Source organism: Pseudomonas fluorescens (assembly GCF_002837185.1).
Classification (GTDB): domain Bacteria; phylum Pseudomonadota; class Gammaproteobacteria; order Pseudomonadales; family Pseudomonadaceae; genus Aquipseudomonas; species Aquipseudomonas fluorescens_AM.
This window is the reverse complement of the sequence record NZ_KZ477985.1, coordinates 284706-307607: the sequence shown is the minus strand read 5'-3', so window position 1 is coordinate 307607 and position 22902 is coordinate 284706. Positions and strand designations below refer to the sequence as shown.

At 61.3% G+C, this 22902-nt stretch carries 22 protein-coding genes; 15 read left to right on the top strand and 7 right to left on the bottom strand.

Translation table 11 applies throughout. From position 1 onward, the window contains the following. Positions 1-5: 5 nt before the first annotated feature. From CIB54_RS01520 to CIB54_RS01490, 7 genes are all read left to right on the top strand, one after another. Positions 6-1178 (top strand): alginate O-acetyltransferase, encoded by a 1173-nt coding sequence (locus CIB54_RS01520; protein ID WP_065951684.1) that lies wholly within the window; start codon positions 6-8, stop codon positions 1176-1178. Between the two features lie 16 nt (positions 1179-1194). Continuing rightward, positions 1195-1851: an alginate O-acetyltransferase AlgF gene (locus tag CIB54_RS01515; RefSeq protein WP_065951683.1), complete on the top strand. Its 657-nt coding sequence runs from the start codon at positions 1195-1197 to the stop codon at positions 1849-1851. A 99-nt stretch (positions 1852-1950) separates the two neighbouring features. Beyond that, on the top strand, positions 1951-3402 hold the full coding sequence (locus CIB54_RS01510; RefSeq protein WP_065951682.1) for a mannose-1-phosphate guanylyltransferase/mannose-6-phosphate isomerase: 1452 nt from the start codon (positions 1951-1953) through the stop codon (positions 3400-3402). Positions 3403-3665: 263 nt separating this feature from the next. Next, on the top strand, positions 3666-4130 hold the full coding sequence (locus CIB54_RS01505) for a multidrug transporter (protein WP_065951681.1): 465 nt from the start codon (positions 3666-3668) through the stop codon (positions 4128-4130). Between the two features lie 14 nt (positions 4131-4144). Further along, a complete protein-coding gene (locus CIB54_RS01500; protein WP_065951680.1) occupies positions 4145-4957 on the top strand; it encodes an SDR family oxidoreductase in 813 nt (270 codons plus the stop codon). Between the two features lie 91 nt (positions 4958-5048). Continuing rightward, positions 5049-6407, top strand: coding sequence for an AAA family ATPase (locus CIB54_RS01495; protein WP_065951679.1), 1359 nt, complete (start codon positions 5049-5051; stop codon positions 6405-6407). Then, positions 6400-7020, top strand: a complete 621-nt coding sequence (locus tag CIB54_RS01490) for a retron system putative HNH endonuclease (RefSeq protein ID WP_065951678.1) — start codon at positions 6400-6402, stop codon at positions 7018-7020. The genes CIB54_RS01495 and CIB54_RS01490 overlap by 8 nt, the downstream gene beginning before the upstream one ends. A gap of 2 nt (positions 7021-7022) precedes the next feature. Here the strand turns inward: CIB54_RS01490 and CIB54_RS01485 are convergent, their stop codons facing one another. Then, complete coding sequence (locus CIB54_RS01485) at positions 7023-7880, bottom strand: LysR family transcriptional regulator (protein WP_101218280.1); 858 nt, start codon at positions 7878-7880, stop codon at positions 7023-7025. A 111-nt stretch (positions 7881-7991) separates the two neighbouring features. Here CIB54_RS01485 and CIB54_RS01480 point away from each other — a divergent pair, with 111 nt between their 5' ends. After that, the gene (locus CIB54_RS01480) at positions 7992-9176 is read left to right on the top strand and encodes an MFS transporter (RefSeq protein ID WP_101218278.1); all 1185 of its coding nucleotides are present in this window, start codon (positions 7992-7994) and stop codon (positions 9174-9176) included. Beyond that, positions 9173-9574 carry a DUF4440 domain-containing protein gene (locus CIB54_RS01475; RefSeq protein WP_065951675.1) on the top strand — a complete coding sequence of 134 codons (402 nt, stop codon included), beginning with the start codon at positions 9173-9175 and terminating at the stop codon, positions 9572-9574. Before CIB54_RS01480 ends, CIB54_RS01475 begins: the two co-directional genes overlap by 4 nt. A gap of 150 nt (positions 9575-9724) precedes the next feature. On the opposite strand, the gene CIB54_RS01470 is transcribed toward CIB54_RS01475, so the two are convergent. The 4 genes from CIB54_RS01470 to CIB54_RS01455 are packed head-to-tail and all read right to left on the bottom strand — an operon-like array spanning position 9725 to position 14485. Next, positions 9725-10585: an efflux RND transporter periplasmic adaptor subunit gene (locus CIB54_RS01470; RefSeq protein WP_065951674.1), complete on the bottom strand. Its 861-nt coding sequence runs from the start codon at positions 10583-10585 to the stop codon at positions 9725-9727. Positions 10586-10595: 10 nt separating this feature from the next. After that, positions 10596-10796, bottom strand: coding sequence for a DUF1656 domain-containing protein (locus tag CIB54_RS01465; RefSeq protein WP_003171907.1), 201 nt, complete (start codon positions 10794-10796; stop codon positions 10596-10598). Next, entirely contained in the window at positions 10786-12963 is a 2178-nt protein-coding gene (locus tag CIB54_RS01460) for an FUSC family protein (RefSeq protein ID WP_101218276.1), read from the bottom strand. Before CIB54_RS01460 ends, CIB54_RS01465 begins: the two co-directional genes overlap by 11 nt. 10 nt (positions 12964-12973) lie before the next feature. Then, a complete protein-coding gene (locus tag CIB54_RS01455) occupies positions 12974-14485 on the bottom strand; it encodes an efflux transporter outer membrane subunit (protein ID WP_101218274.1) in 1512 nt (503 codons plus the stop codon). Positions 14486-14715: 230 nt separating this feature from the next. Here CIB54_RS01455 and CIB54_RS01450 point away from each other — a divergent pair, with 230 nt between their 5' ends. From CIB54_RS01450 to CIB54_RS01425, 6 genes are all read left to right on the top strand, one after another. Beyond that, positions 14716-16911: a hypothetical protein gene (locus CIB54_RS01450; protein ID WP_101218272.1), complete on the top strand. Its 2196-nt coding sequence runs from the start codon at positions 14716-14718 to the stop codon at positions 16909-16911. Positions 16912-16985: 74 nt separating this feature from the next. After that, on the top strand, positions 16986-17954 hold the full coding sequence (locus tag CIB54_RS01445; protein WP_065885842.1) for a LysR family transcriptional regulator: 969 nt from the start codon (positions 16986-16988) through the stop codon (positions 17952-17954). A gap of 213 nt (positions 17955-18167) precedes the next feature. Then, a complete protein-coding gene (locus CIB54_RS01440) occupies positions 18168-19142 on the top strand; it encodes a 2-hydroxyacid dehydrogenase (protein WP_065951670.1) in 975 nt (324 codons plus the stop codon). Positions 19143-19340: 198 nt separating this feature from the next. After that, positions 19341-20243, top strand: a complete 903-nt coding sequence (locus tag CIB54_RS01435; protein WP_065951669.1) for a chemotaxis protein CheV — start codon at positions 19341-19343, stop codon at positions 20241-20243. Positions 20244-20246: 3 nt separating this feature from the next. Then, on the top strand, positions 20247-20729 hold the full coding sequence (locus CIB54_RS01430; protein ID WP_101218271.1) for a GNAT family N-acetyltransferase: 483 nt from the start codon (positions 20247-20249) through the stop codon (positions 20727-20729). A gap of 108 nt (positions 20730-20837) precedes the next feature. Beyond that, a complete protein-coding gene (locus tag CIB54_RS01425; RefSeq protein ID WP_101218269.1) occupies positions 20838-21581 on the top strand; it encodes a YkgJ family cysteine cluster protein in 744 nt (247 codons plus the stop codon). On the opposite strand, the gene CIB54_RS01420 is transcribed toward CIB54_RS01425, so the two are convergent. Both CIB54_RS01420 and CIB54_RS01415 read right to left on the bottom strand, forming a co-directional pair. After that, a complete protein-coding gene (locus CIB54_RS01420) occupies positions 21559-22368 on the bottom strand; it encodes a transporter substrate-binding domain-containing protein (RefSeq protein WP_101218267.1) in 810 nt (269 codons plus the stop codon). The two genes, CIB54_RS01425 and CIB54_RS01420, sit on opposite strands and share 23 nt — an antisense overlap. Positions 22369-22531: 163 nt before the next feature. After that, the gene (locus CIB54_RS01415) at positions 22532-22747 is read right to left on the bottom strand and encodes a hypothetical protein (RefSeq protein ID WP_065951665.1); all 216 of its coding nucleotides are present in this window, start codon (positions 22745-22747) and stop codon (positions 22532-22534) included. Between the last annotated feature and the right edge of the window lie 155 nt (positions 22748-22902).

The window sequence follows — 22902 nt, the reverse complement described above, 5'->3', positions numbered from 1 at the left end:
CGACCATGACCCGTTCATTACGCGTCCTCTACATAAGCCTGTTCCTGGTGCTGTTGCTGGCACTGGGCGCCTGGTCACTGCGCAGCTTCCTGGGCTTTAGCACCAATGCCGATGCAACCGTGCTCAACGGGCGCTGGACCAAAGCCGTCGAGACTCACTACGACGACGAGTTCCCGATCAAACGCCTGGGCACCAACCTGTGGGCGGCGCTGGACTACAAGCTGTTCAACGAAGGCCGCCCTGGCGTGGTGCTGGGCCGCGATCACTGGCTGTACAGCGACGAGGAATTCAACCCCGCCGTCAACGAAGACCAGAACCTGCAAGGCAACTACGCACTGGTCGAAGGCGTGCGCCAGAAGCTCAAGGCCCAGGGCATCCAGCTGGTGATGGCAATTGTGCCGGCCAAGGTGCGCCTGTACCCGGAACACCTGGGTGAAGTGAAACCGGCAAGCATCCACGCCAACCTGTACCAGGACTTCCACGCCCGTGTCGCGGCAGACAACATCCCTGCCCCGGACCTGCTTGGCCCGCTGCAACAGGCCAAGCTCGCCGGCAAGCAAGTGTTCCTGCGCACCGATACTCACTGGACCCCGGACGGTGCGGAAATCGCCGCCAAGCAGTTGGCCAAGGCGATTGCCGACAAGACCCCGCTGAGCGGCGAGCCGCAGCGATTCGTCACCGAAGCAGAAAAGACCGAACCGCATAAAGGCGACCTGCGCCTGTTCCTGCCCCTGGACCCGCTGTTCGAAAACCTGATGCCACCCAAAGAGCCGCTGCAAAAACGCGTCACCCACCTGGCCGAAGAGAAAGGTGACGACGCGCTGTTCAGCGACAGCGAAACCCCGGTGGCCCTGGTGGGCACCAGCTACAGCGCCAACCCCAACTGGAACTTCGTCGGCGCCCTCAAGCAAGCCCTGGGCAGCGACGTGGTCAGCTACGCCGAAGATGGCCATGGCCCGATCCTGCCGATGCTCAGCTACCTGAAAAGTGACGACTTCAAGAACAGCCCGCCCCAGGTGCTGATCTGGGAGTTTCCCGAACGCTATCTGCCCGTCAACAACGAAATCGGTGATGCCGACCCCGCGTGGGTTGCGCAGCTTAAACAAGCCGGTTCGCGCCAACAGAACATGGCAATCAATACATCCAAATCCGAGACGCCCGACCGGGCGCAAAACTGAAAGAGAGGTAACTCACATGACTTTCACTACAACTCCTCGTCGTCTCGCCAAGACCCTGGCTATCGCCGCCGGCCTGAGCGTCGCATCCATGTCCGCCTTCGCCGGTGGTGACGCCGCGCTCTACGGCCCAACGGCGCCGAAAGGTTCGAGCTTCGTGCGCATCTACAACGCCAGCAACCAGGAAGTCAGCGCCACAGTCGGCGCCACCAACCTCAGCGACGTTGCGCCACTGGCCAGCAGCGACTTCAGCTTCATGCCGGGCGGCGACTACAGCGCCAAGGTCGGCAGCCAGACCGTACCGGTCAAGCTCGCCGCCGATCACTACTACACCCTGGTCAACAGCGGCAGCGGCCAGCCTCAGTTGATCGAAGAACCGCCGTTCAAGAACAAGCAGAAATCCCTGGTACGCGTGCAGAACCTCAGCGACAAGGCCCTGACCCTGAAGACCGCCGACGGCAAGACCGACGTGGTCAAGTCGGTCGCCGCCAAGGGCCGCGGCGAGCGTGAGATCAACCCGGTGAAGGTGAGCCTGGCGCTGTATGACGGCGACAAGAAGGTCGGCGATGTGAAGCCGGTAGCCCTGGAACGCGGTGAGGCAGCGGTGCTGTACGTCACCGGTTCCGGTTCGAGCCTGTCGCCAGTCTGGGTGAAACGCCCAGTGTCGACCCGCTGATCGCGTGAGTAATGAGCGACAAGCTTCAAGCTGCAAGTGAAAAGCTGTTACTTGCAGCTTGTGGCTTGCAGCTCCCAACTATCTTTAGGAGAAACACCCATGATCCCAGTAATCCTTTCCGGTGGTAGCGGCTCACGTCTTTGGCCGCTTTCGCGTAAACAGTTCCCCAAGCAATTCCTGGCCCTGACCGGCGAGCACACGCTGTTCCAGCAAACCCTGGAGCGCCTGGTGTTCGAAGGCATGGACTCCCCTATCGTGGTCTGCAACAAGGACCACCGTTTTATCGTCAACGAGCAACTGAGCGCGCGCAAGCTTGAGTGCCAGCGCATCCTGATGGAACCGTTTGGCCGCAACACCGCGCCGGCGGTCGCCCTGACCGCGATGATGCTGGTCAATGAAGGCCGTGACGAACTGATGCTGGTGCTGCCCGCCGACCACGTCATCGACGACCAGAAAGCCCTGCAACGCGCCCTGGCCCTGGCCACAGTGGCGGCCGAGCGTGGCGAAATGGTGCTGTTCGGCGTGCCGGCAACCCGTCCGGAAACCGGTTACGGCTACATCAAGTCCACCAACGATTCGCTGCTGCCCGAAGGCGTGAGCCGCGTACAGCAGTTCGTGGAAAAACCCGATGAAAAACGTGCCATCGAGTTCGTCAAAAGCGGCGGCTACTTCTGGAACAGCGGCATGTTCCTGTTCCGCGCCAGCCGTTTCCTGGAAGAGCTGAAAAAGCACGATCCGGACATCTACGACACCTGCGTGCTGACCCTGGAACGCAGCGAGCAGACCGCCGACACCGTGACCTTCGACGAAGCCACCTTCGCCTGCTGCCCGGACAACTCCATCGACTACGCCGTGATGGAAAAAACCCAGCGCGCCTGTGTGGTGCCGTTGAGCGCCGGCTGGAGCGACGTGGGTTGCTGGGCATCGTTGTGGGCGGTCAATGACAAAGACGCCAACGGCAACGTGAGCAAAGGCGACGTGGTGATCCAGGACAGCCGCAATTGCATGGTGCACGGCAACGGCAAGCTGGTGTCGGTGATCGGTCTGGACAACATTGTGGTGGTAGAAACCAAAGACGCGATGATGATTGCCCACAAGGACAAGGTCCAGGGCGTCAAGCAGATGGTCAACACCCTCAATGAACAGGGGCGCAGCGAGACCCAGAACCACTGCGAAGTCTATCGTCCGTGGGGCTCCTACGACTCGGTGGACATGGGCGGGCGGTTCCAGGTCAAGCACATCTCGGTCAAGCCGGGCGCGTGCCTGTCGCTGCAGATGCACCATCACCGCGCCGAGCACTGGATCGTGGTCAGCGGCACCGCTGAAGTCACCTGTGACGACAACGTGTTCCTGCTCTGCGAGAACCAGTCCACCTACATCCCGATCGCCTCGGTGCACCGCCTGCGCAACCCGGGCAAGATCCCGTTGGAGATCATCGAAGTGCAATCGGGCAGCTACCTGGGCGAAGACGATATCGAGCGCTTCGAAGATATCTACGGGCGCTCCACGCCGATTGAACGTGGCGTGTCGGTGAAAACTATCGCGCAGTAAAACAGTCGTACAAGAAGCCCTCACCCAGCCCATTGCGTCCCCTATCCGCAGTGGGCTGGGTGGGGGCTTTTTGTTTGGGCCTTGCGCTGACTGTAAGGGCCTCATCGGGGGCAAGCTCCCTCCCACACTAGCGTTGTGAATACATTCAAAGGTGGGAGGGGGCTTGCCCCCGATGGCGTCCGCCCAACCAACACACCTCTGAAGGTAAGCAATCCCACCTGCGCTTAAGTTAGGATGCTCATTCCCTATTCGAGGTGGCCTCCATGTTCTTCGGCGTTCTCCTGATCATCACCTGGCTGATCCTGCTGCTGCGCTACCCGGCCAAAGCCCTGCCGGTATCGCTGGCCGCCGCCGTCGGCCTGGGTCTGGTCGCCGTGTGGGTAGTCTGGCTGGACAACCGTGAAGCCGCGCAACTGGCCCGCCTGGAACTGCGCATCACCTACGCCCCGCAGGAATGCCCGGCCGACCGGCCGCTGAAGCTGACCCTCAATAACGGCAACAACGTCCCCCTTGCCGAACTGCGCTGGCGCGTCGCTGCTTATGCACCGGGCGACACGGTCAACCTGGCCGACAACGTCTACGCCGCCCCACGCTATCGTGGCCCTGGTGAACTACAAGCCGGCGCCACCTGGGACGACTGCCTGCCCACGCCACCGCTGCGCCCCGGCTACCGCCCGCAAACCCTGGAATTTCGTGCCGAGCACCTGCAAGGCAGTTTCTCGGACTGACAAAGGATTGATCCATGCCCAACGTACTGATCACCGGTTGCTCCAGCGGCATTGGCCGCGCCCTGGCCGATGCCTTTAACGCTGCAGGTTTCCAGGTGTGGGCCAGCGCCCGCCAACCCGATGACGTCGCCGCCCTTACCGCCGCCGGTTTCAATGCCGTGCAACTGGACGTCAACGACAGCGCAGCCTTGCAGCAACTGGCCGCGCAGTTGGGCGAGCTGGATGTGCTGGTCAACAACGCCGGCTACGGCGCCATGGGCCCGCTGCTCGATGGCGGCACCGACGCCATGCAACGTCAGTTCCAAACCAATGTGTTTTCCATCGTCGGCGTGACCCAGGCGCTGTTCCCCGCACTGCGTAAGCGCAAGGGCCTGGTGGTGAATATCGGCAGCGTTTCCGGTGTACTGGTCACGCCGTTTGCGGGCGCCTACTGCGCCTCCAAAGCCGCCGTGCATGCCTTGAGCGATGCGTTGCGCATGGAACTGGCGCCGTTTGGTGTGCGGGTCATGGAAGTACAGCCCGGCGCAATCAATACAAGCTTTGCAAAAAATGCCGGCGCCCAGGCCGAATTGCTGATCAACGAACACTCGCCATGGTGGCCGTTGCGCGAAGGCATTCGCGCCCGCAGCCAGGCCTCTCAAGACAAACCAACCCCGGCCAGTGAGTTTGCGGCGGATGTGCTGAAGGCCGTGCAACAAGCGCAACCACCGCGCCTGCTGCGCTCGGGCAATGGCAGCCGGGCGTTGCCGTTGATGGCGGCGCTGTTGCCCAAGGGATTGCTGGAGAAGGTATTGAAGAAGCGCTTTGGGTTGGGTGGTGTGTTGTAAGCAGGCGTGAAGCCTACCTGCCAAAACCCCGGATGAGTGCCATAATCGCCGCCTTCCTCTTGAAACTGACTGACCCCACAAGGGTAATGCGATGGAAATCAGAAAAATTCGACTGAATAACGTCGGTCGTTTTACCGACTTGGAAGTCGCCTTTGCGCCGACCGAAAAACATGCGTCGAAGGTGACGGTGTTTGTGGGGAATAACGGGGCGGGGAAGACAACGATTTTGAAATCCATCACAACGTCGTTAAGTTGGCTCGTCGCGAGAATTAGAACTGAAGGAGGAAGTGGCACCTCAATTCCAGAGGACCTGATAACCAATTCGACCCCAACAGCGTCTATTGAAGTAGACGTCGTCGACACAACTCACCCTGGAAGCTCGAAGCCTGCTTCTTACTCCTGGACTCTGGCGCGTACGCGTAAAGGTCGTATCTCCAGAGCGAGTAGCGAGCTTGGCGGCTCCACGAAACTCGCTGATCACTATCGCATCCACTTCAATATCGTGGATGAAACCGCATCTCTACCTCTGATCGTCTCTTATGCTGTGGAACGGTCGGTGATTGATGTACCGCTGGCTACAAGAAGGTCAAAATTGCCTCTTGATCAGATTGATGGGTACGACAACGCGCTCAGTGGCAGTGTGGATTTCGGTCGTTTTTTTGAATGGTTTCGTGAAAAAGAAGACACCGAAAACGAAACCACAATTCCATCAGCTGTTTTAGAACACCTGCAAAAAATAGTTTCCGCGCCCAACGACTCTTTGCTTTCCGAACTGAAAAATATGCACGTCGCGTCCCGTGACACGCAACTGACCGCTGTAAGATCGGCGATCACTGCATTTATGCCAGGCTTCAGTAATCTTCGTGTACAACGCCAGCCTCGACTGCACATGGCCATTGATAAAGGTGAACGCACGCTAAACGTCTCGCAGCTTTCCCAGGGCGAAAAATCAATGATGGCGCTGGTTGGCGATATCGCTCGCCGGCTGTCAATGATGAACCCGGCACTTGCAAATCCGCTCGAAGGCACGGGTGTCGTGCTGATTGATGAAGTGGACCTGCACCTTCATCCAAAATGGCAGCGCCGTCTCATACACCAACTCACCGATACCTTCCCCAACTGCCAATTCATACTCACAACGCATTCTCCGTTGGTGATCAGCGATACAAAGGACATTCTGTGCTACGTCCTCGACGACGGTGAACTGGAAGAGCGAAACGGCCTCTATGGCCTGGATGCCAATCAAGTACTGCTCAGTGTTATGGACACCGACGTTCGCAATAGCAAGGTTCAAGCCCGTCTTGATCGCATGCTGGAATTACTGCAAGACAAAAAGCTGAAAGAAGCCAAGGCCCTGTTCGAAGAGCTCTCAATCGATCTGCCTCCCGGCCATATCGAGCTCATCAAAGCCGCCCTTCTGATTCGCAAGCTGGAGTTGCGCAGTGCGTAAGATCACGAAAGGAGATGAGCCGGCAGCACTGACGCAATGGAAACGCGCCAACCCAAAGGGTCGCTACCCGGACTTGACACAAGAACCCAGTCAATCCATTCGTCAGGCATGTATCGAAGAACAACATGGCCTGTGCGCTTACTGTTGCCATCAAATCACCGCAGATAGCGCTCGCAACGAGCACGTCCAAGCTCAAAAGCTCGCGCCGAACCGTACAGTGGACTTTTCCAACATCGTTGCCAGCTGCGACAGGTCCAAACAATGCGACAAAGCCCACGGGCATCAGGTATTGCCACTTACACCGCTGATGGATGAATGCGAAACTGAACTTAAGTTTTATATGTCCGGACGGGTGGAGGGACTGACAGCCAGGGCAACAGCCGCTATTAGAGTGCTCAACCTGGGCGACAGCCATGAAAACAACCGAGCACTGGTTAATGCCAGGAAAACGCTGGTGGAAGCCCTCCTGTATGAGGGCGGCGTAGAACTTGAAGTAGAAAATGTCGAGTTGCTTAATCTCTTGATGGAAGAGTTGAGCATTCCAGACGTCAACAACCGACTGAAACCTTTCGCGCCTGTCCTCGTAAATGTGATCCGCCAACTAACCACCTGACATTACCCCTTCATAAAATCCATAAACGCCCGCACCTTCAGCGGCAAATGCCGGGTATCCGGATACACCGCGTAGACCCCTTGCGGGGCGAAGCGATGGTCCGCCAGCAAGCGCACCAAACGTCCGGCCTCCAGATCGTCCTGCACCAGCCATTGCGGCAACACCGCCACGCCGTGGCCGCGCAGGGCAAATGCCTGAAGGACTGCCGCGCTGTCTGCCATGAGCGCAGCGGGGCCGGCGCGGTAGGAATGCTCGCCGCCCGACGGATCGGTTACAGTCAGTTCCGTAAGGCGGCCATGCCCCAACCTGGGCACCTGTTCCAGATCTTCCAGATGGCGCACCCCGACAAACTGTGGCGCCGCCACCGCGAACACCTCGAATGTGGATAACTGTAACGCCCGATGATTGGAGTCCAGCAGGCGCCCCAAGCGGATCGCCACGTCAAAACGCTCGGAAATCAGGTCGGCATGGGTGGAGGATGTGGACAAGTGCACATTGAGGTCCGGGTGCAGGCGACGGAACGCTTCAACCGCCGGGGCGACCACGGCCAGGGCGTATTCCACGGTGGTGGTAATACGCAATGTGCCTTTGAGCTGGGCGTGTTCGCAGCGGGCTTCTTCCACCGCCAAACACGCCTCTTCAAGCATGCGCGTGCAGCGCAGGTAGAAGCGTTCGCCCGCGTCGGTCAGTGCCAACTGGCGGGTGCTGCGCGTGAGCAGGGTAACCCCCAGCTCTGCCTCCAGGCGCTTGAGGTTGAAGCTGACTACGGCGCGTGTTTGCCCGAGCAAATCGGCCGCCGCCGTCAGTGAGCCGGCTTCGACCACGGCCTTGAAGGTGTCAAAACGGTCCAGGCTGACCATGGGCCGCGCCCTCCTTTGTCAAAATATTTTTGACAAACTAGCAGGCAAACCGACGTAGCCCAAGCCACTTATCCCGCCTACCCTGCCCGCTTCATTCGCAGGATCGCCTTCATGACCTACCGCTCGAAAGTCGCCTGGATCTTTTTGCTGGGCTTTGCCCTGGACCTGGTGAACATGTTTGTCGCCACCGTCGCCTACCCGGATATCGCCCACGAACTGCACGCCTCGGTCACGCAGTTGGCGTGGATCAGCAACGCCTACATGCTCGGGCTGACCCTGATCATCCCCTTGAGTGTGTGGCTGGCGGCGATCATGGGGGAGCGAGCGTTGATTGTTATCAGCCTGCTGGTGTTCGCCGGGGCATCGATGATGGTCGGCCAGGCCGATTCGATCGATGCGCTGATCGGCTGGCGTGCCCTGCAAGGGCTGGGTGGCGGCTTGCTGATTCTCGTTGGGCAAGCCATGGCTTACCGGCACTTTCCTGCCGCCGAGCGTAGCCAGTTGACGGCGCGGGTGATGTCGGTGGCCTTGCTGGTGCCGGCGTTATCCCCAGCGTTGGGCGGGCTGATTGTCGACAGCCTGTCCTGGCGCTGGATTTTCTACGCCAACCTGCCCCTGGCCTTGATCACCCTGGCGCTGGCATTGCTGTGGATAAAACCTGACGTGCCCGTGACGGCGCGTCCGACCCTGGACCTGGGCAGCATCGTCAAACAACTCGCCAGCCCGTTGCTGCGCGTAGCGATGCTGGTCTACCTGTGCATCCCCGGCGTCTTTATCGGCACCAGCCTGATCGCCATCCTTTACCTGCGCGGACTCGGTTATGACGCAACCCGGACCGGCGCATTCATGTTGCCGTGGGCACTGGCCTCGGCAGTGGCCATTTACCTGAGCAAAAAGCTCTTCAACCGCTGTGGGCCCAAGCCTCTGCTGCTCATGGGCATGGCCTTGCAATGCGTCGGCATCTTGCTACTCAACCAGCCGATGCTGATCATTCCCGCCTATGCGTTGATGGGCCTGGGCGGCAGCCTGTGCAGCAGCACCGCGCAGACCCTGGCCTTTCTCGACATCCCCGCCGAGCACATGGGGCACGCCAGTGCGTTGTGGAATATCAATCGGCAATTGAGCTTCTGCATAGGCGCCGCCGTGCTCGGCGCAGTGCTGTCGGCCTTGGATTCTTTCGCCATAACCTTCACGATGGCCGCAGCCCTGACCCTGTTGCCCGTTTTCGCAGTGCTGCGCCTCGATGCGTCCCGGGTTCACGCACTGCTTCACCCCTCCAGCGAGCCTGACCGATGATTGACTACAGCGATTTTTTTGAAGAAGTAATCCAGACCCACGTCGAGATCGAGCAATGGTTTTCCGGCGTCGCCCCTGAGGGCACCTTGCAGAATTTACTGGCGCGTTTCTCGCCTGAGTTCAGCATGGTTGCACCCGCCACCGGCACGCGGGTCAATGCGGCAGGGGTCAATGCACTGTTCACGCGCCTGGGCGGAATGCGGCCGGGCTTGAAAATCACCTTGAGTGAAATGGCCGGGATTGATCGCCATGCGCGGGGCGCCACGGTGACTTATCGCGAGCATCAGGTGGACGACAGCGGCACCCGGACAGATCGCCGCGCCACGGTAGTGTTCGAGAAGCAGGCCAGTGGCGCGCTGCTTTGGCGGCACCTACATGAGACCTTTATCAAGGCCTGACGCGGTCAAAAAATGTGGGAGGGCGCTTGCTCCCGATAGCGGTGTGTCATTCACCAGATTGATTAACTGAACCACCGCTATCGGGGGCAAGCCCCCTCCCACGGGGGATCTGCGCTAACTGACCGGCATTAGGGCAAGCCTCGCACATTTTTAGTTTTGCGTTGGGTTGACGATCACCGTGCAGGTAATACCCGCCGCCAACAACACCCCCTCCGGCACTTCATCAATGTGAATCCGCACCGGCACGCGCTGGGCCAGGCGCACCCAGTTGAAGGTCGGGTTCACATCGGCAATCAGTTCGCGGCTCTCGGGGTTGTCGCGGTCGTAGATGCCACGGGAGATGCTTTCCACGTGGCCCTTGAGCGTCTCGCCGCTCATCAATTGCATATCGGCTTTGTCGCCGACCTTCACGTGGGGCAGCTTGGTCTCTTCAAAGAAGCCATAGACCCAGAACGAGTTCATGTCCACCACGGCCATTTTCGCCTCGCCGATGCGCGCATAGTCGCCGCGATGCACATTGAGGTTGGTGACATAACCGTCGACAGCTGCCACGACGTGGGTGCGTTTCAAGTTCAGTTCAGCCGCTTCCAGTTGCGCCAGCGCATGCTGGTAATCGGCCAGGGCCGAATCGGCTATGTTGCTGGCGTCGTCGCGGTTTTCCCTGGAGATCACCAGGGCATCCAGGTCGGCGCGGCGATGGGCATTGAGCTTGCGCATTTCCCAGGTGGCTTTGCGTGAAGCCACCAGCGACTGCGCCTGCTTGACCGCGATGCGGTAATGCTCGGGGTCGATCTGCATCAGCAGGTCGCCTTTTTTCACCAACTGGTTGTCGCGCACCGGCACGTCCACCACTTCGCCCGTAACATCGGCCGCCACGTTGATGATATCGGCACGCACGCGGCCGTCGCGGGTCCAGGGCGTCTGCATGTAGTGCACCCACAAGGTGCGGCCAATCCAGATCGCCAACGCCAGCACCAGCAGGGTCGCGAGCAGGCTGAAAAACTTTTTCATCAGGGCATTCTCAACGGTAGACGCTCAGCGCCAGGGCGCCGAACAGGCAAACGAACAGGCTCAGGCGCAGCAGCGCCGGGTGCCAGAAAAACCGGTACAGGTCGAACCCGGCCAGGAATCGATCCAGGGCCCAGGCCAGGACGGCCGCGATCAGGAACATCAGGGTCATGGTCGGCATGTAAAGGCCGTGGAAGGCGATTTCACGGGGCATTTGCAGATCCTTTGAGCGCCGCCAGCGGCGATTGCGGGTCAAGCAACGAGGTGCGGATAAAGTGCAGGTAGCTTTTCACCCGGCGCAGGGCCGAGGTGTCGAAGTGCGGGGCGAAGGGTTCGTCGGTGGCCTGCACGCGGCTGAGCGCATGGTCGACGGCGATCAGTCCGCGCTCCAGGTTGCTGGCGCTGGGTTGCAGGAACAGCCGCACCAGCGAGCGCCCCATGACGCGGATGGCCTGGCGCCACGGCTGGGATTCGGCATACGCCGGATGCACCGGCAGGATCGCCTGTTCCTTGCGCAATTCGATGATCGCGTGACCGACCTCCAGCACCACGAACATCCAGCGCAGCAGGTCGCGCTGCACCTGCGGCTGCCCGGCGGCGAGGCCATAGGCCTGGTGCAGCAGGTCACGGGTGCGGCTTTCAAAGCTCGACGCCAGGCCCTTGAGCTTGCCGCTGATTGCGTACACCACTTGCTCGCGCAGGTCCTGCTCCAGACGCCGCCACAGCCAACGGCTGTTGGGCGGCAGGATGATCGCTCCGGCTGCCGCGCACACCAGCATGCCGATGACCATGGCGATGTAGTCGTTGATAAAGGTGTAGGGGTTATAGACCGTCAGGTTATCCGGCACCGAGCCCGTGCTGAAGAAGATCAACAAGCCCACGCCGACCCCGGCGTATTGCGGACGTGAGGCGAGGAAAGCGCCGAAAATGATCACCGGCGCGAGCATCGTGCAGAGCAATGGGAAGCCGTCGATCCAGGGAAACACGAAGAACATTTCGACAAAGCCCACCAGCGCACCGATCAAAGTGCCGCAGGCCATCTGGAAGGCCATGCGCTTGGGGTTGGGCGTGGCGGCGGACAGGCCGACGGTGGCGGCTGCGATCAAGGTCATGGTTGCACCACTGGGCCAGGCAGTGGCTACCCAGTAACTGCCGAGCACGATCAGGATGAACGAGGCGCGCAGGCCGGCGGCAGCGCAGGCCAGCCAGTTGGTTTTCGGCGTATAGACCTCGTTCCAGTCTTCCCGGGCGTGGCGGTGATCGGCCAGGGACGCGTGGGTTTGCGCGTAGTTGTGCAGGTCGTCGACGAAGCGGTACAGCAGCTCGTAGGCGGTATGAAAGTCCAATTGCTCGGCTTCGGTGGGGTTGCCTTCCTGGAAGGTCGCGCGCAGGTGGCGCACCTTGGCGGGCAAGCTGTCCCGGTAGGCGCTGAGCACGTTGACCAGCCGCGCCGCGTCGGGGCTGGTCAGGGCACGTCCGGAGAAACCGTCGAGCACCTCGGCCAGGTCCTGCAGGCCGGGCTTGATCGCCGCCGCCACATGATCGGCTGCGTCGGCGCGCAGTCGTGCCAGCAACTGATGCAAGGCGTTGAAGCGTGTGGTGATGCCCATGAACTCGCTGTTGAGGCGACTGAGCCGACCGTTACGCCGGCGCATATGCGGGTCTTCGAACACGGTGATGCTGCGCAGGCCCTCCAGGCCGACAGCCTCGGCGATAAAGCGCACGTTAGCGCTTTCAAAGCCTTCACGCTGACTGCGACCTCGCAGGCCGTCGGTGACGAACAGCGCGAACACCCCGAAACGTTGATAGAGCGCATTGCGCATCGCGGCGCTGGAGGTCTGCGGCAGGATCGCGGCGCTGACCAGCGTCGAGCAGAGAATCCCCAGGGAGATTTCCAAGACCCGCCACACCGCCGCCATAAAGGCGCCGTCCGGGTGCGCCAACGCCGGCAAACCGACCATCGCCGCCGTGTAGCCGGCGAGCACAAACCCGTAGGCGCGAAAGTTGCGATTACGCGTGGCGCCAGCGGTGCAGATGCCCACCCAGATAGCCAGGGCGCCGAGGAACAGTTCGGTGTTCTGCGCAAACAATGCGATCAGCAACACCATCACCGCCGATCCGGCCAGCGTGCCGAGAAAGCGGTAAAAGCTCTTGGCAAACACTTGGCCGCTCTGCGGTTGCATCACGATAAACACCGTGATCATGGCGGTGCGCGGCTGCGGCAGTTCCAGGCGCATCGCCAGCCACAAGGTGAGGAATGCGGCCAGCAGCACCTTGAAGATATACACCCAGGTCACGCCATCGCTGCGTGCCCAGTCGAAAAAACCACGGCGCCACTCAAGTGAGTGCAGCCAGCGCAGGGGTGCAGGCAAGGGAGTCATCGCCATTTACTCAGTGATCGAACACGGCCAGCGCCGCCGGAGTCTTGCTGGGGAGGGATTGGTTGTCGCGCGGTACATCGTCGCCGGCACCAAGGCCGCCGCCCAGGGCGGTCACCAGTTCGGCGTGGGCGCTCAGGCGCGCGGCCTGTACCTGTTGCGCTGCCTGCTGCTGGCGAAACAGCAGGGTCTGGGCGTTCAGCACATTGAGGTAGTCGGTCAGGCCGCGTTGGTAGGCGATGGTGGCGATGTCGTAGGTTTTCTGCGCCGACGCCACCGATTGCGCGGCAAATGCCGCCTGCTTGTCCATGGACTCGCGGCGGATCAACTGGTCACTGATGCCCTTGAGCGCATTCACCAGGGTCTGGTTGTAGTGCGCCACGGCAACGTCATAACCGGCGCTGGCTTCACCCAGCGCGGCACGCAGACGCCCGCCGTCGAAGATCGGCAGGGTGATTGCCGGGCCGACGTTGTAGTTGAATTTCTGGCCCGCGAGAAACGCCAGCATGCCGCCACCGGTGGCCATGTAACCGAGGCTGCCGACCAGGTCGACGTTGGGATAGAAGCCCGCGTGGGCGACATCGATACCCCGCGCCTGGGCCGCCACCTGCCAGCGGCTGGCGACGACATCAGGGCGCTGGCCGAGCAACTGCGCGGGCAAGGTCGAGGGCAACCTCAACGCAGCGCCAAGCGACAGGCTCGGGCGCTGCAACTGCGCGCCTGCCCCCGGACCTTTGCCGGCCAACGCCGCCAGTTGGTTGCGGCTCAGGGCGATTTGCTCATCCAGCGCGTCCAGTTGCCGGTGGGTTTCCGGCAACGGGGTTTGGGCCTGGCTGACGTCCAGCTGTGTGCCGATCCCGGCGCTCAGGCGCTTGTTGGCCAGGTCCAGGATCTGCTCTTGCTGGGCCAGGGTGGCCGCGGCGATATCGCGCTCGGCGTAATGCAAGGACAGCTGGATATAAGCGCGCACCACGTTGTTCTGCAGCTCGAGCTGGGCCTGGCGCGCCTGGGCGACGCTCATGTGGGCCAGGTCGACGGCACGCTCGGTGGCATTGCGCTCGCGCCCCCACAGGTCGAGGGCGTAACTCAAACCCAGGGACGCATTGTTGTCCCACGTGTTCGCACCGCTCAACTCGCCGGGGCCATAGAACTGATCCTTTGGCCAGTTGTGGCGCTTGAGGGTGGTGTCGCTGTTGATCTGCAGGGACTCTGCCGACTCGACCTCCCCGGCCATCGCCCGCGCTTCACGCACCCGTGCGGCGGCCATGGCCAGACTGGGGCTGCCTTGGGTGGCGAGGTCGACCCAACGGTCCAGTTGATGATCGCCGTAGGCCTGCCACCATTGGACGCTGGGCCAATGGGCATCGCTGGCGGCGCTCTGGATCGCTTCGTCGGTGGCCAGTTGGTTGACGTTCAACGACTGGCCCTGGGGGCCGATTCTTCCGGTGCCGATGCAGCCGCTGATGGCGAGCGTAAGGGCCCAAACACTGAGAGTCTTCAGCTCTCTGCTGATGCGACGCGGCACGGCTTGCGAATTCCTGAGGTGGTTGACGCGGGGAAAGTGGCGCAATTCTAGGGGGCACGACCGGGAACGATAAGCGGGCATTCCTGTGAATCTTTATTACCGTTCCGACGATAATCCAGGCGGGGCGCGCACGCTTCAGACAGTTTTCCAGAGTCCCCGGAACTCTTCCTACATCGCCCGGCCTTACCAGCCTTCACAATCGTGAGCCCTCTCCGTCTCAGGAACACCCGATGCTTCGCGTCTCCAGCCCAGAGTCGACCCATCCGCCCCTGTATGACACCACCGCAGTGCTGCAACGGCAGCTGCACATGACGCCTTGGCCTTTGAGCCCCGGCACGCTTCCTCTGCAAAGAGATGTGCGCTGGATCGCCGACTACATACTGGAAAAGCTGGAGCCGCTTGGCGGCGATCAACGCCAACGGCTCGCCATCGAGGCGCTGCACCACCGCCTGTGCAACAGCCAACAGCGGTTGGAACTGTCGGCCGATGAGCTACCGGACTTCTACGCCTTCTTCAAAAAGGCCGAACACCTGCTCAAGCAACATCGCACCCGCCGACACCCGGATGTCGAGGCGGACTACACACTGTGCCGCGCCCTGAAATGGCAGTTTCGCGCAGTGATCAGCGACGGCCGGCATCAACGCCTGACGCAACGGTTACTGACTTCACTGGCCTACGTTCGCGAGGGTGGGGAGCGCAGCAACCATCGTCATCTCGGCATTGACTACCCGTTGGGGTCAACGCGCCAGCTCAGTGCAGGGCCGCATCTGGCCATCGACTCGCACCTGCACACCGGCCCGGACCAACGGGTGCAAAGCACTCGTGTGATCGCCCTGCAAGGCAAGCTCAAGTCCACGCTGACGGATCTGAGTGAAGGTCAGTCTCAGCAGCAACTCAGCCTGGGACATGTGATGTCCCGCACGTACGCCAGCCTGGAGCATTACGCCGACAGCCGCAGCAGCTCGATACGCACGTCGCTGAGCGAAAGCATCGCAGGCACGATCGGGCAACTGCGCGAGCTGGTGAGCGACCGTCGCCACCTGCATCGACACCGGGCCTATTCGGCGCTGAGTCAGCCCTACGTTCGACAGGCACTGGACCGTGCAGGCCTGGCCGGAGTGGAATTACCCGTGTTGCACAACGCCTGTGCGCCGGTCATCAGCGAAAAAGGCGTCGCGCTGAATGTACACAGCCAGGTCGCGATGGATTTTTTCAGCCTATTGAACGTGAATTCCACCCTGACGCTGACTCTGCAATGCACCCGCTTGAGCAAAGAGCTGGATATCCTCGGTCTTCACGACATGGCGCCGACACTGGCGCGGCAACAAATGGCCGATTCCAAACGCCGGGACGACGATGCAGTGACGCTGCTCACTGCGATGAAAACCCACGTGGCCGACAGCAGCCGGCGGTTCACCCTGCGGGCCAGCGCGTGCCTGCCGGCTTTCGAACTGAACCGCTGCCTGAGCACAGACCACCGACACGCCTGCTCGCTGCTGGAACGCTATGTACGGCTCAAGGCCAACTCGCGTATCGATCCCGAGCAGGACAGCGCCATACGCGCCCTGATCGATCAACATCGCGCATTGCTTCGACCCGATTCGTTGAAGGTGTACACGCTCACAGCCCCATCCCGGACGCTGAGCGGCTCGTCCGGCATCACGGCGTCGTCACAGGCAGGGAGCGGCAAAGGGGTGACGATTGAGATCAGCCATCGCAAACGGGATGACCCGCATCTGAGCGGTGATTACCTGACGATCGACATTGCCCCGATCAAATCTGCCGATGCGCTGAAGAAAAGCCTGCGCCAGGCGCTGTCGGCGATTGGCGAGCAGACCTTCGAGTGGGACCACCTGATCCGCTCGATCAGCGAGTCGCTGCTCGACCCCGCCAAACCGTCGCACACTCAGGTGCTGGTTAAAATCAAGCACGGGGAGCCGGTGGTGCTGCTCACCCGTCATACGGTGAGCAAAGCGCGTGACCTGACGCTGCCGCCTCCGGTCAAGCAGCACAGCGGCCTTGACCTGCAGTCCTTGCGCACCCGGCAGACCTTGCGCACGGAGCACGTGGGCAACCAGTCCCTGGACCATCTGTTGCCAATCGCCCGAAACTGCCTGCAATCGTGCGAACAATCACACGCCTGGGACGCGTACCTGCACCAGCATGCCGATGATGTTCAAGCACTGCTCGACAGGATCGGCGAACAACACCCTGGCACGGTGCTGACTAGCGAACTCGACGCGCTCAAGCGCATCACTGCGGCGCTCGCTTCGGCGGTTGAAACACTGACCCGGCAGGCGCACACCGCTACTGCGGCCCCCACTGCTGAAAACCGCAGCCAGGCGCTGGCGGCATTCAATCATGTGCTGGTGGCCTACCTGCCGCACTATGAGGCGAAAGTCAGTGAAGCCTGGACCCTGTCCTGACGCGCCAGGCCGAGCGGATACACACCTGTGCGCAACTTCATGTCACAATTTGCCATCTCCCTTGAGAACACCCCATGGACACCTTGCAAAACATGCGCGCGTTCAGTTGCGTTGCAGAGGCCGGCAGCTTTACCGCCGCCGCCGCGCAACTGGACACCACCACCGCCAACGTTTCGCGCGCGGTCTCAAACCTTGAGGCCCACCTGCAAACCCGCTTGCTCAACCGCACCACCCGCCGCATTGCGCTGACCGAGGCAGGCAAGCGCTATCTGCTGCGCTGTGAGCAGATCCTCGCCTACGTCGAGGAAGCCGAAGCAGAGGCCAGCGACGCCCACGCGCGGCCCGCCGGGCAACTGAAAGTGCACACCATGACCGGTATCGGCCAGCATTTCGTGATCGACGCCATCGCTCGCTACCGCCGCACCCACCCCGATGTGACCTTCGACCTGACCCTGGCCAACCGCGTGCCGGACTTGCTCGATGAGGGCTACGACGTGTCCATCGTACTGGCCAGCGAACTGCCGGATTCGGGTTTCGTCTCGCAACGCCTGGGCATCACCTACAGCATCGCCTGCGCCTCGCCGGAGTACGTCAAAGCCAAGGGCTGCGCACAGCGGCCCCAGGACTTGCTCAACCATGCCTGCCTGCGCCTGGTCAGTCCGGTGATCCAGTTGGACAAATGGACCTTCAACGGCCCTGAAGGCCAGGAAAGCGTGGCGATCAACAGCTCGCCGTTCCTGGTGAATTCGGCCGATGCGATGAAAACCGCCATCACCAGCGGCATGGGCGTCGGCCTGCTGCCGGTGTACGCCGCCATCGAAGGGCTGCGCAACGGCACACTGGTGCGCGTGATGCCGACCTACCGCTCCCAGGAGTTGAACCTGTACGCCATCTACCCGTCGCGCCAATACCTGGATGCGAAGATCAAGACCTGGGTGGAATACCTGCGCGGTTCGTTGCCGGAAATCCTCGCCGCGCACCAGGCGGAGCTGGTGGCGTATGAATTGAGCGGTGGTTTGGGTGGCGTGCGGATGGCGAATTGATTCCTGTCTGACAACACGGATCAACTGTGGGAGGGGGCTTGCCCCCGATAGCGGTGGGTCAGTTTGAGCATCTTTGACTGACACACCGCAATCGGGGGCAAGCCCCCTCCCACATTAAGAACCTGCCCACTTTAGAACTGCGGTGTCCTGACAATTAACGGCGGGAATGTTAGCGTGCCTGGCATTCTTTCGTCGTCGATGAGCCCGCCTGCCATGAAAAAGACTGTCCTCGCCTTCAGCCGTGTCACGCCGCACATGATCGAGCGCCTGCAACAGGATTTCGAGGTGATCGCGCCCAATCCCAAGCTGGGGGACATCAACGCGCAATTCAACGAAGCCCTGCCCCATGCCCATGGGTTGATCGGTGTGGGCCGCAAGCTGGGCCGCGAACAGCTTGAAGGCGCGCGCCACCTGGAGGTGGTGTCCAGTGTGTCGGTGGGCTACGACAACTACGATGTCGGGTACTTCAATGAGCGCGGGATCATGCTCACCAATACCCCTGACGTGCTCACCGAAAGCACCGCCGACCTGGCCTTCGCCCTGTTGATGAGCAGCGCGCGCCGCGTGGCCGAACTGGATGCCTGGACCAAGGCCGGCCAGTGGAAAGCCAGCGTTGGTGCACCATTGTTCGGCTGCGATGTGCACGGCAAGACCCTGGGCATCGTCGGCATGGGCAATATCGGCGCGGCCGTGGCCCGGCGTGGGCGCCTGGGCTTCAATATGCCGATCCTGTACAGCGGCAACAGCCGCAAGAGCGCGCTGGAACAGGAACTGGGCGCACAGTTTCGCAGCCTCGATCAGTTGCTGGCCGAGGCGGATTTCGTCTGCCTGGTGGTGCCCTTGAGCGACAAGACCCGTCACCTGATCAGCCGCCGGGAGCTGGCGCTGATGAAGCCCGGTGCCATCCTGATCAACATTTCCCGTGGCCCGGTGGTGGACGAGCCGGCACTGATCGAAGCCCTGCAAACCCAGCGTATTCGTGGCGCCGGGCTGGATGTGTATGAGAAGGAACCGCTGGCCGAGTCGCCACTGTTCCAACTGAGCAATGCGGTGACCCTGCCGCACATCGGTTCGGCGACCGGTGAAACCCGCGAAGCCATGGCCAACCGCGCGCTGGACAACCTGCGCAGCGCCCTGCTCGGCCAGCGCCCGCAGGACCTGGTGAACCCGCAAGTATGGAAAGGCTGACAGCGATCCAAGGTGGGTGGGAGGGGGCTTGCCGCCGATGAGGGAGTGTCAGTCAGCGCATCTGTGACTGACCCACCGCCATCGGGGGCAAGCCCCCTCCCACATTGGGACTCGACACAAAATCAGGTTAAAGCCCAGGCCCCCCAAGTCGATAACCTTCCATAGAAGATCGTCTTCCCTGATCCACAGAAGGTTTTTATGTCCACCACCAAAGCCCGCGCAGACTCACTCTCGCTTCTGCTCTTTACCTTGCGCAGCGGCAAGCTGATGGCGATCAACCTGCTGAAAGTCAGCGAAATCATCCCCTGCCCTCCGCTGACCAAACTGCCGGAGTCGCACCCCCACGTCAAAGGCATTGCCACGTTGCGCGGTAACTCGTTGGCCGTGATCGACCTGAGCCGCGCCCTGGGTGAGATGCCGTTGCTGGACCCGAACGGCGGCTGCCTGATCGTCACCGATGTCAGCCGTTCCAAGCAGGGTTTGCATGTGCAGGCGGTGAGCAAGATCGTGCATTGCCTGACCACCGATATCCGTCCGCCGCCCTATGGCTCCGGCGGCAATCGCGCGTTCATTACCGGGGTGACCCAGGTGGAAGGTGGCCTGGTGCAAGTGCTGGATATCGAAAAAGTCATCCATGGCATCGCCCCGGCGCCGATCGAAGCCGCGCCGACCGACCTGACCATGGAGGAAGCCGAAGTCCTCGGCAACGCGCGCATTCTGGTGGTCGACGACAGCCAAGTGGCGCTGCAGCAATCGGTGCACACCTTGCGCAACCTCGGCCTGACCTGTCACACCGCACGCAGCGCCAAGGAAGCCATCGATGTATTGCTGGAGCTGCAAGGCACCGGCGAGCAGATCAATGTGGTGGTCTCGGACATCGAAATGTCCGAGATGGACGGGTATGCCCTCACCCGCACCTTGCGCGAAACCCCGGACTTCCAGCAGCTCTACATATTGCTGCACACCTCCCTGGACAGTGCGATGAACAGTGAGAAAGCGCGCCTGGCCGGTGCCGATGCGGTGCTGACCAAGTTTTCCTCCCCTGAGCTGACCAAGTGCCTGGTAGTCGCTGCGCAAACCGTGGCGCAAAAAGGATTGTAAGCCTTGGCTGAATATTTCCAGCTGCTGCGGCGCGACCTGAGCGCAAGCCTGCCTGCCCCGCAGTGGCCGGCCGGTACGCAACTGGATCACTACCGCGATGAATTGGCCCCGGCCATTCACGCGGTAGTGCGCATGACTCAGGATCAGGGCGGTGGCCGTGTGGTAAGCCTTGAACAGTGGCGCCGGCAATTCATTACCGATGCCGAATTCGACCCGCGTCTGTGCCTGGTGGCCAGCAATGCTGATGGCATTCTCGGCGTGGCGGTCTGTTGGACCAGTGCCTTTATCAGGAACCTCTCGGTACACCCCTGCGCGCAAGGCCAGGGGCTGGGCCGGGCGTTGTTGCTGCATGCCTTCCACGTGTTCAAGCAACGTGGCGAACCTTATGTGGATCTCAAGGTGCTGGAGCGTAATCTGCGCGCGCGGCAATTGTATGAAAGCGCAGGCATGGGCTTCGTGCTGCGCGACGTGGTGGCCGAGGACTGACGCTCACTGGCGCATAACTTGCTTCCAGATAGGCCAAGCGGTGGACAGAGGTCAAAACCCGTCACCGCTCTCGCTTGCCTTCTGACCTTGCCTGGTGACAGATCCGCCATGAACACTCACTTTTCCTGCGTAGGTTGCGGCAAATGCTGCTCCGATCACCACGTGCCCCTGACCCTCGAAGAAGCCCGTCACTGGGCGGCGGACGGCGGCAACGTGATCGTGCTGGTCGAAGGTTTTCTCGCCAGCGGCCTGGGGTTGCCCCAGCAGCAGCGTGAACATGCCGAGCGCCGTTCAGTGGTGGTCCCCAGCGGCAATACCGAGGCCTTTGTGGCAATCACCTTCGCCGCGTACAACGCCGGGCGCTGTCGGAATCTTGACGAAGACAATCGCTGCGGCATTTACGAACGACGCCCGCTGGTGTGCCGGATCTATCCGATGGAGATCAATCCGCATATCCCGTTGAACCCGAGCGCCAAGGATTGTCCACCGGAGTCCTGGGAACAGGGGCCGGCGTTGATCGTTGGCGGTGAGTTGATGGACGCTGAACTGGCGGAACTGATCCGCCGTTCACGCCAGGCCGACCGTGATGATGTGCAAACCAAGGAGTCCGTGTGCGCCCTACTGGGGATTCGTACCACGGCGCTCAAGGGCGACGGGTTCACGGCGTATCTCCCGGATATGCAGGCGTTCGCCCAGGCCATTGACACGGCGACTGCCCAGCCGATGACGGCCAATCAGTGGGTGTTTCATGTGTCCGCCATGGACATTGCCGAACAACTGCTGGACGCCGGGGCGCAGATTGCCACCGAGGTGCCGGCCAATTACGCGTTTATCCCGTTGCGGGCGGCCTGAGTGTTGATGGATCAGTGGGCGCTGTGTCGAGGCGGTAGGGCTGGAGAATCCGCTGGTATTCGCCGTTTTGCTTGAGTTGCTCCAGGGCGCGGTTGAGTTCGGTACGCAAGACGGTATCGGTCTTGCGCAACGCAATCGCGACACTGCTGCCCAACAGCTCGGACGACACCGGGGGGCCCATGAAAGCGAAATCCATACCTTCGGGCTTGTCGAGCAACGCTTCGCGGATTTCCACGGTGCCTTGCAGGGTTGCATCGATCTCGCCCGCGAGGAGGCTGCCCACCAGTTGGTCATTGAGCCAGAAACTCTTGATGTACACGCCCGAAGGCGCCCAGCGGGACAGGGCAAAGGCTTCACGGTTGCTTCTTAACCGAACCCCGACGCGCTTGCCCTTGAGTGACTGCCTGTCCGGTCTCAAGCCTGAATCCTTGCGTGCCACCAGGCGGGTGGTGATCGGGTAAAGGTCATCGCTGAAATTGACCCATTGCTGTCGGATCAAGGTCGGCGCCATCCCCATGATCGCGTCAAATTGCCTGGCGTCGAGGGCGGGAAAATTTTCCATGACGACCTGGTCGACCCAGGTGCAATGCACGTTGAGCTGCACGCACAAGGCGTTACCCAATTCGATATTGAGCCCCACCAATTGCCCTTGCGGGTTTCGGCTTTGAAAGGGAGGGAAATGCGCAGCGACAGCGAAGCGGATTTCGCGTCGCGGCGGCTCGACGGCGACCACGGCCTCCACCGACAGCAGGAGAGCGAGCGCCACACAAAGGTGTATCAGGGCCACGGGAAACGTCCTTTTCCAGAGAGGGCGGCATCGCCATATCCCGACAGCTGATCAGGGCATGGCGATGCTGGGCAAGCTTTCAAGAAACGGTCGCGGACCTACAAGCAGAAATATCGACGCGAGTTGTAGGCAAATGCCTATACGGCGTGCACCGGTATTACTCTCAACGTTTACCCATCGAACGGCGTGTGCCCGGCGGCGCCATACCAGGGGTCTTGGTATGGCCGTTCCTGGCGCCACCTTTGTACCAAGGCTGGCCGGCCGGCCTGGCCCCGGCCAGTTCTCCCGGCTTGAAGGGAAACTTGAACGCCGGGATTTCGGCTTTTTCAACGCCGTCGGCGTCGACCGCTTCAACGGGGGGTTGGATCGGGGAAGTCATAAGGGCTCCGGCGCAGCAATGTGTGTAAAGGCGTGAGTATACGGGGCTGGAGCTGTCAGCGGTAAGCTTCAAGCCGCAAGCCAAATAGCTCAGCTGTCACGGCTGTCAGTTTGCAGTCACCGTGCTGACCGGTTTACCGAGTTATAAGCCATTGA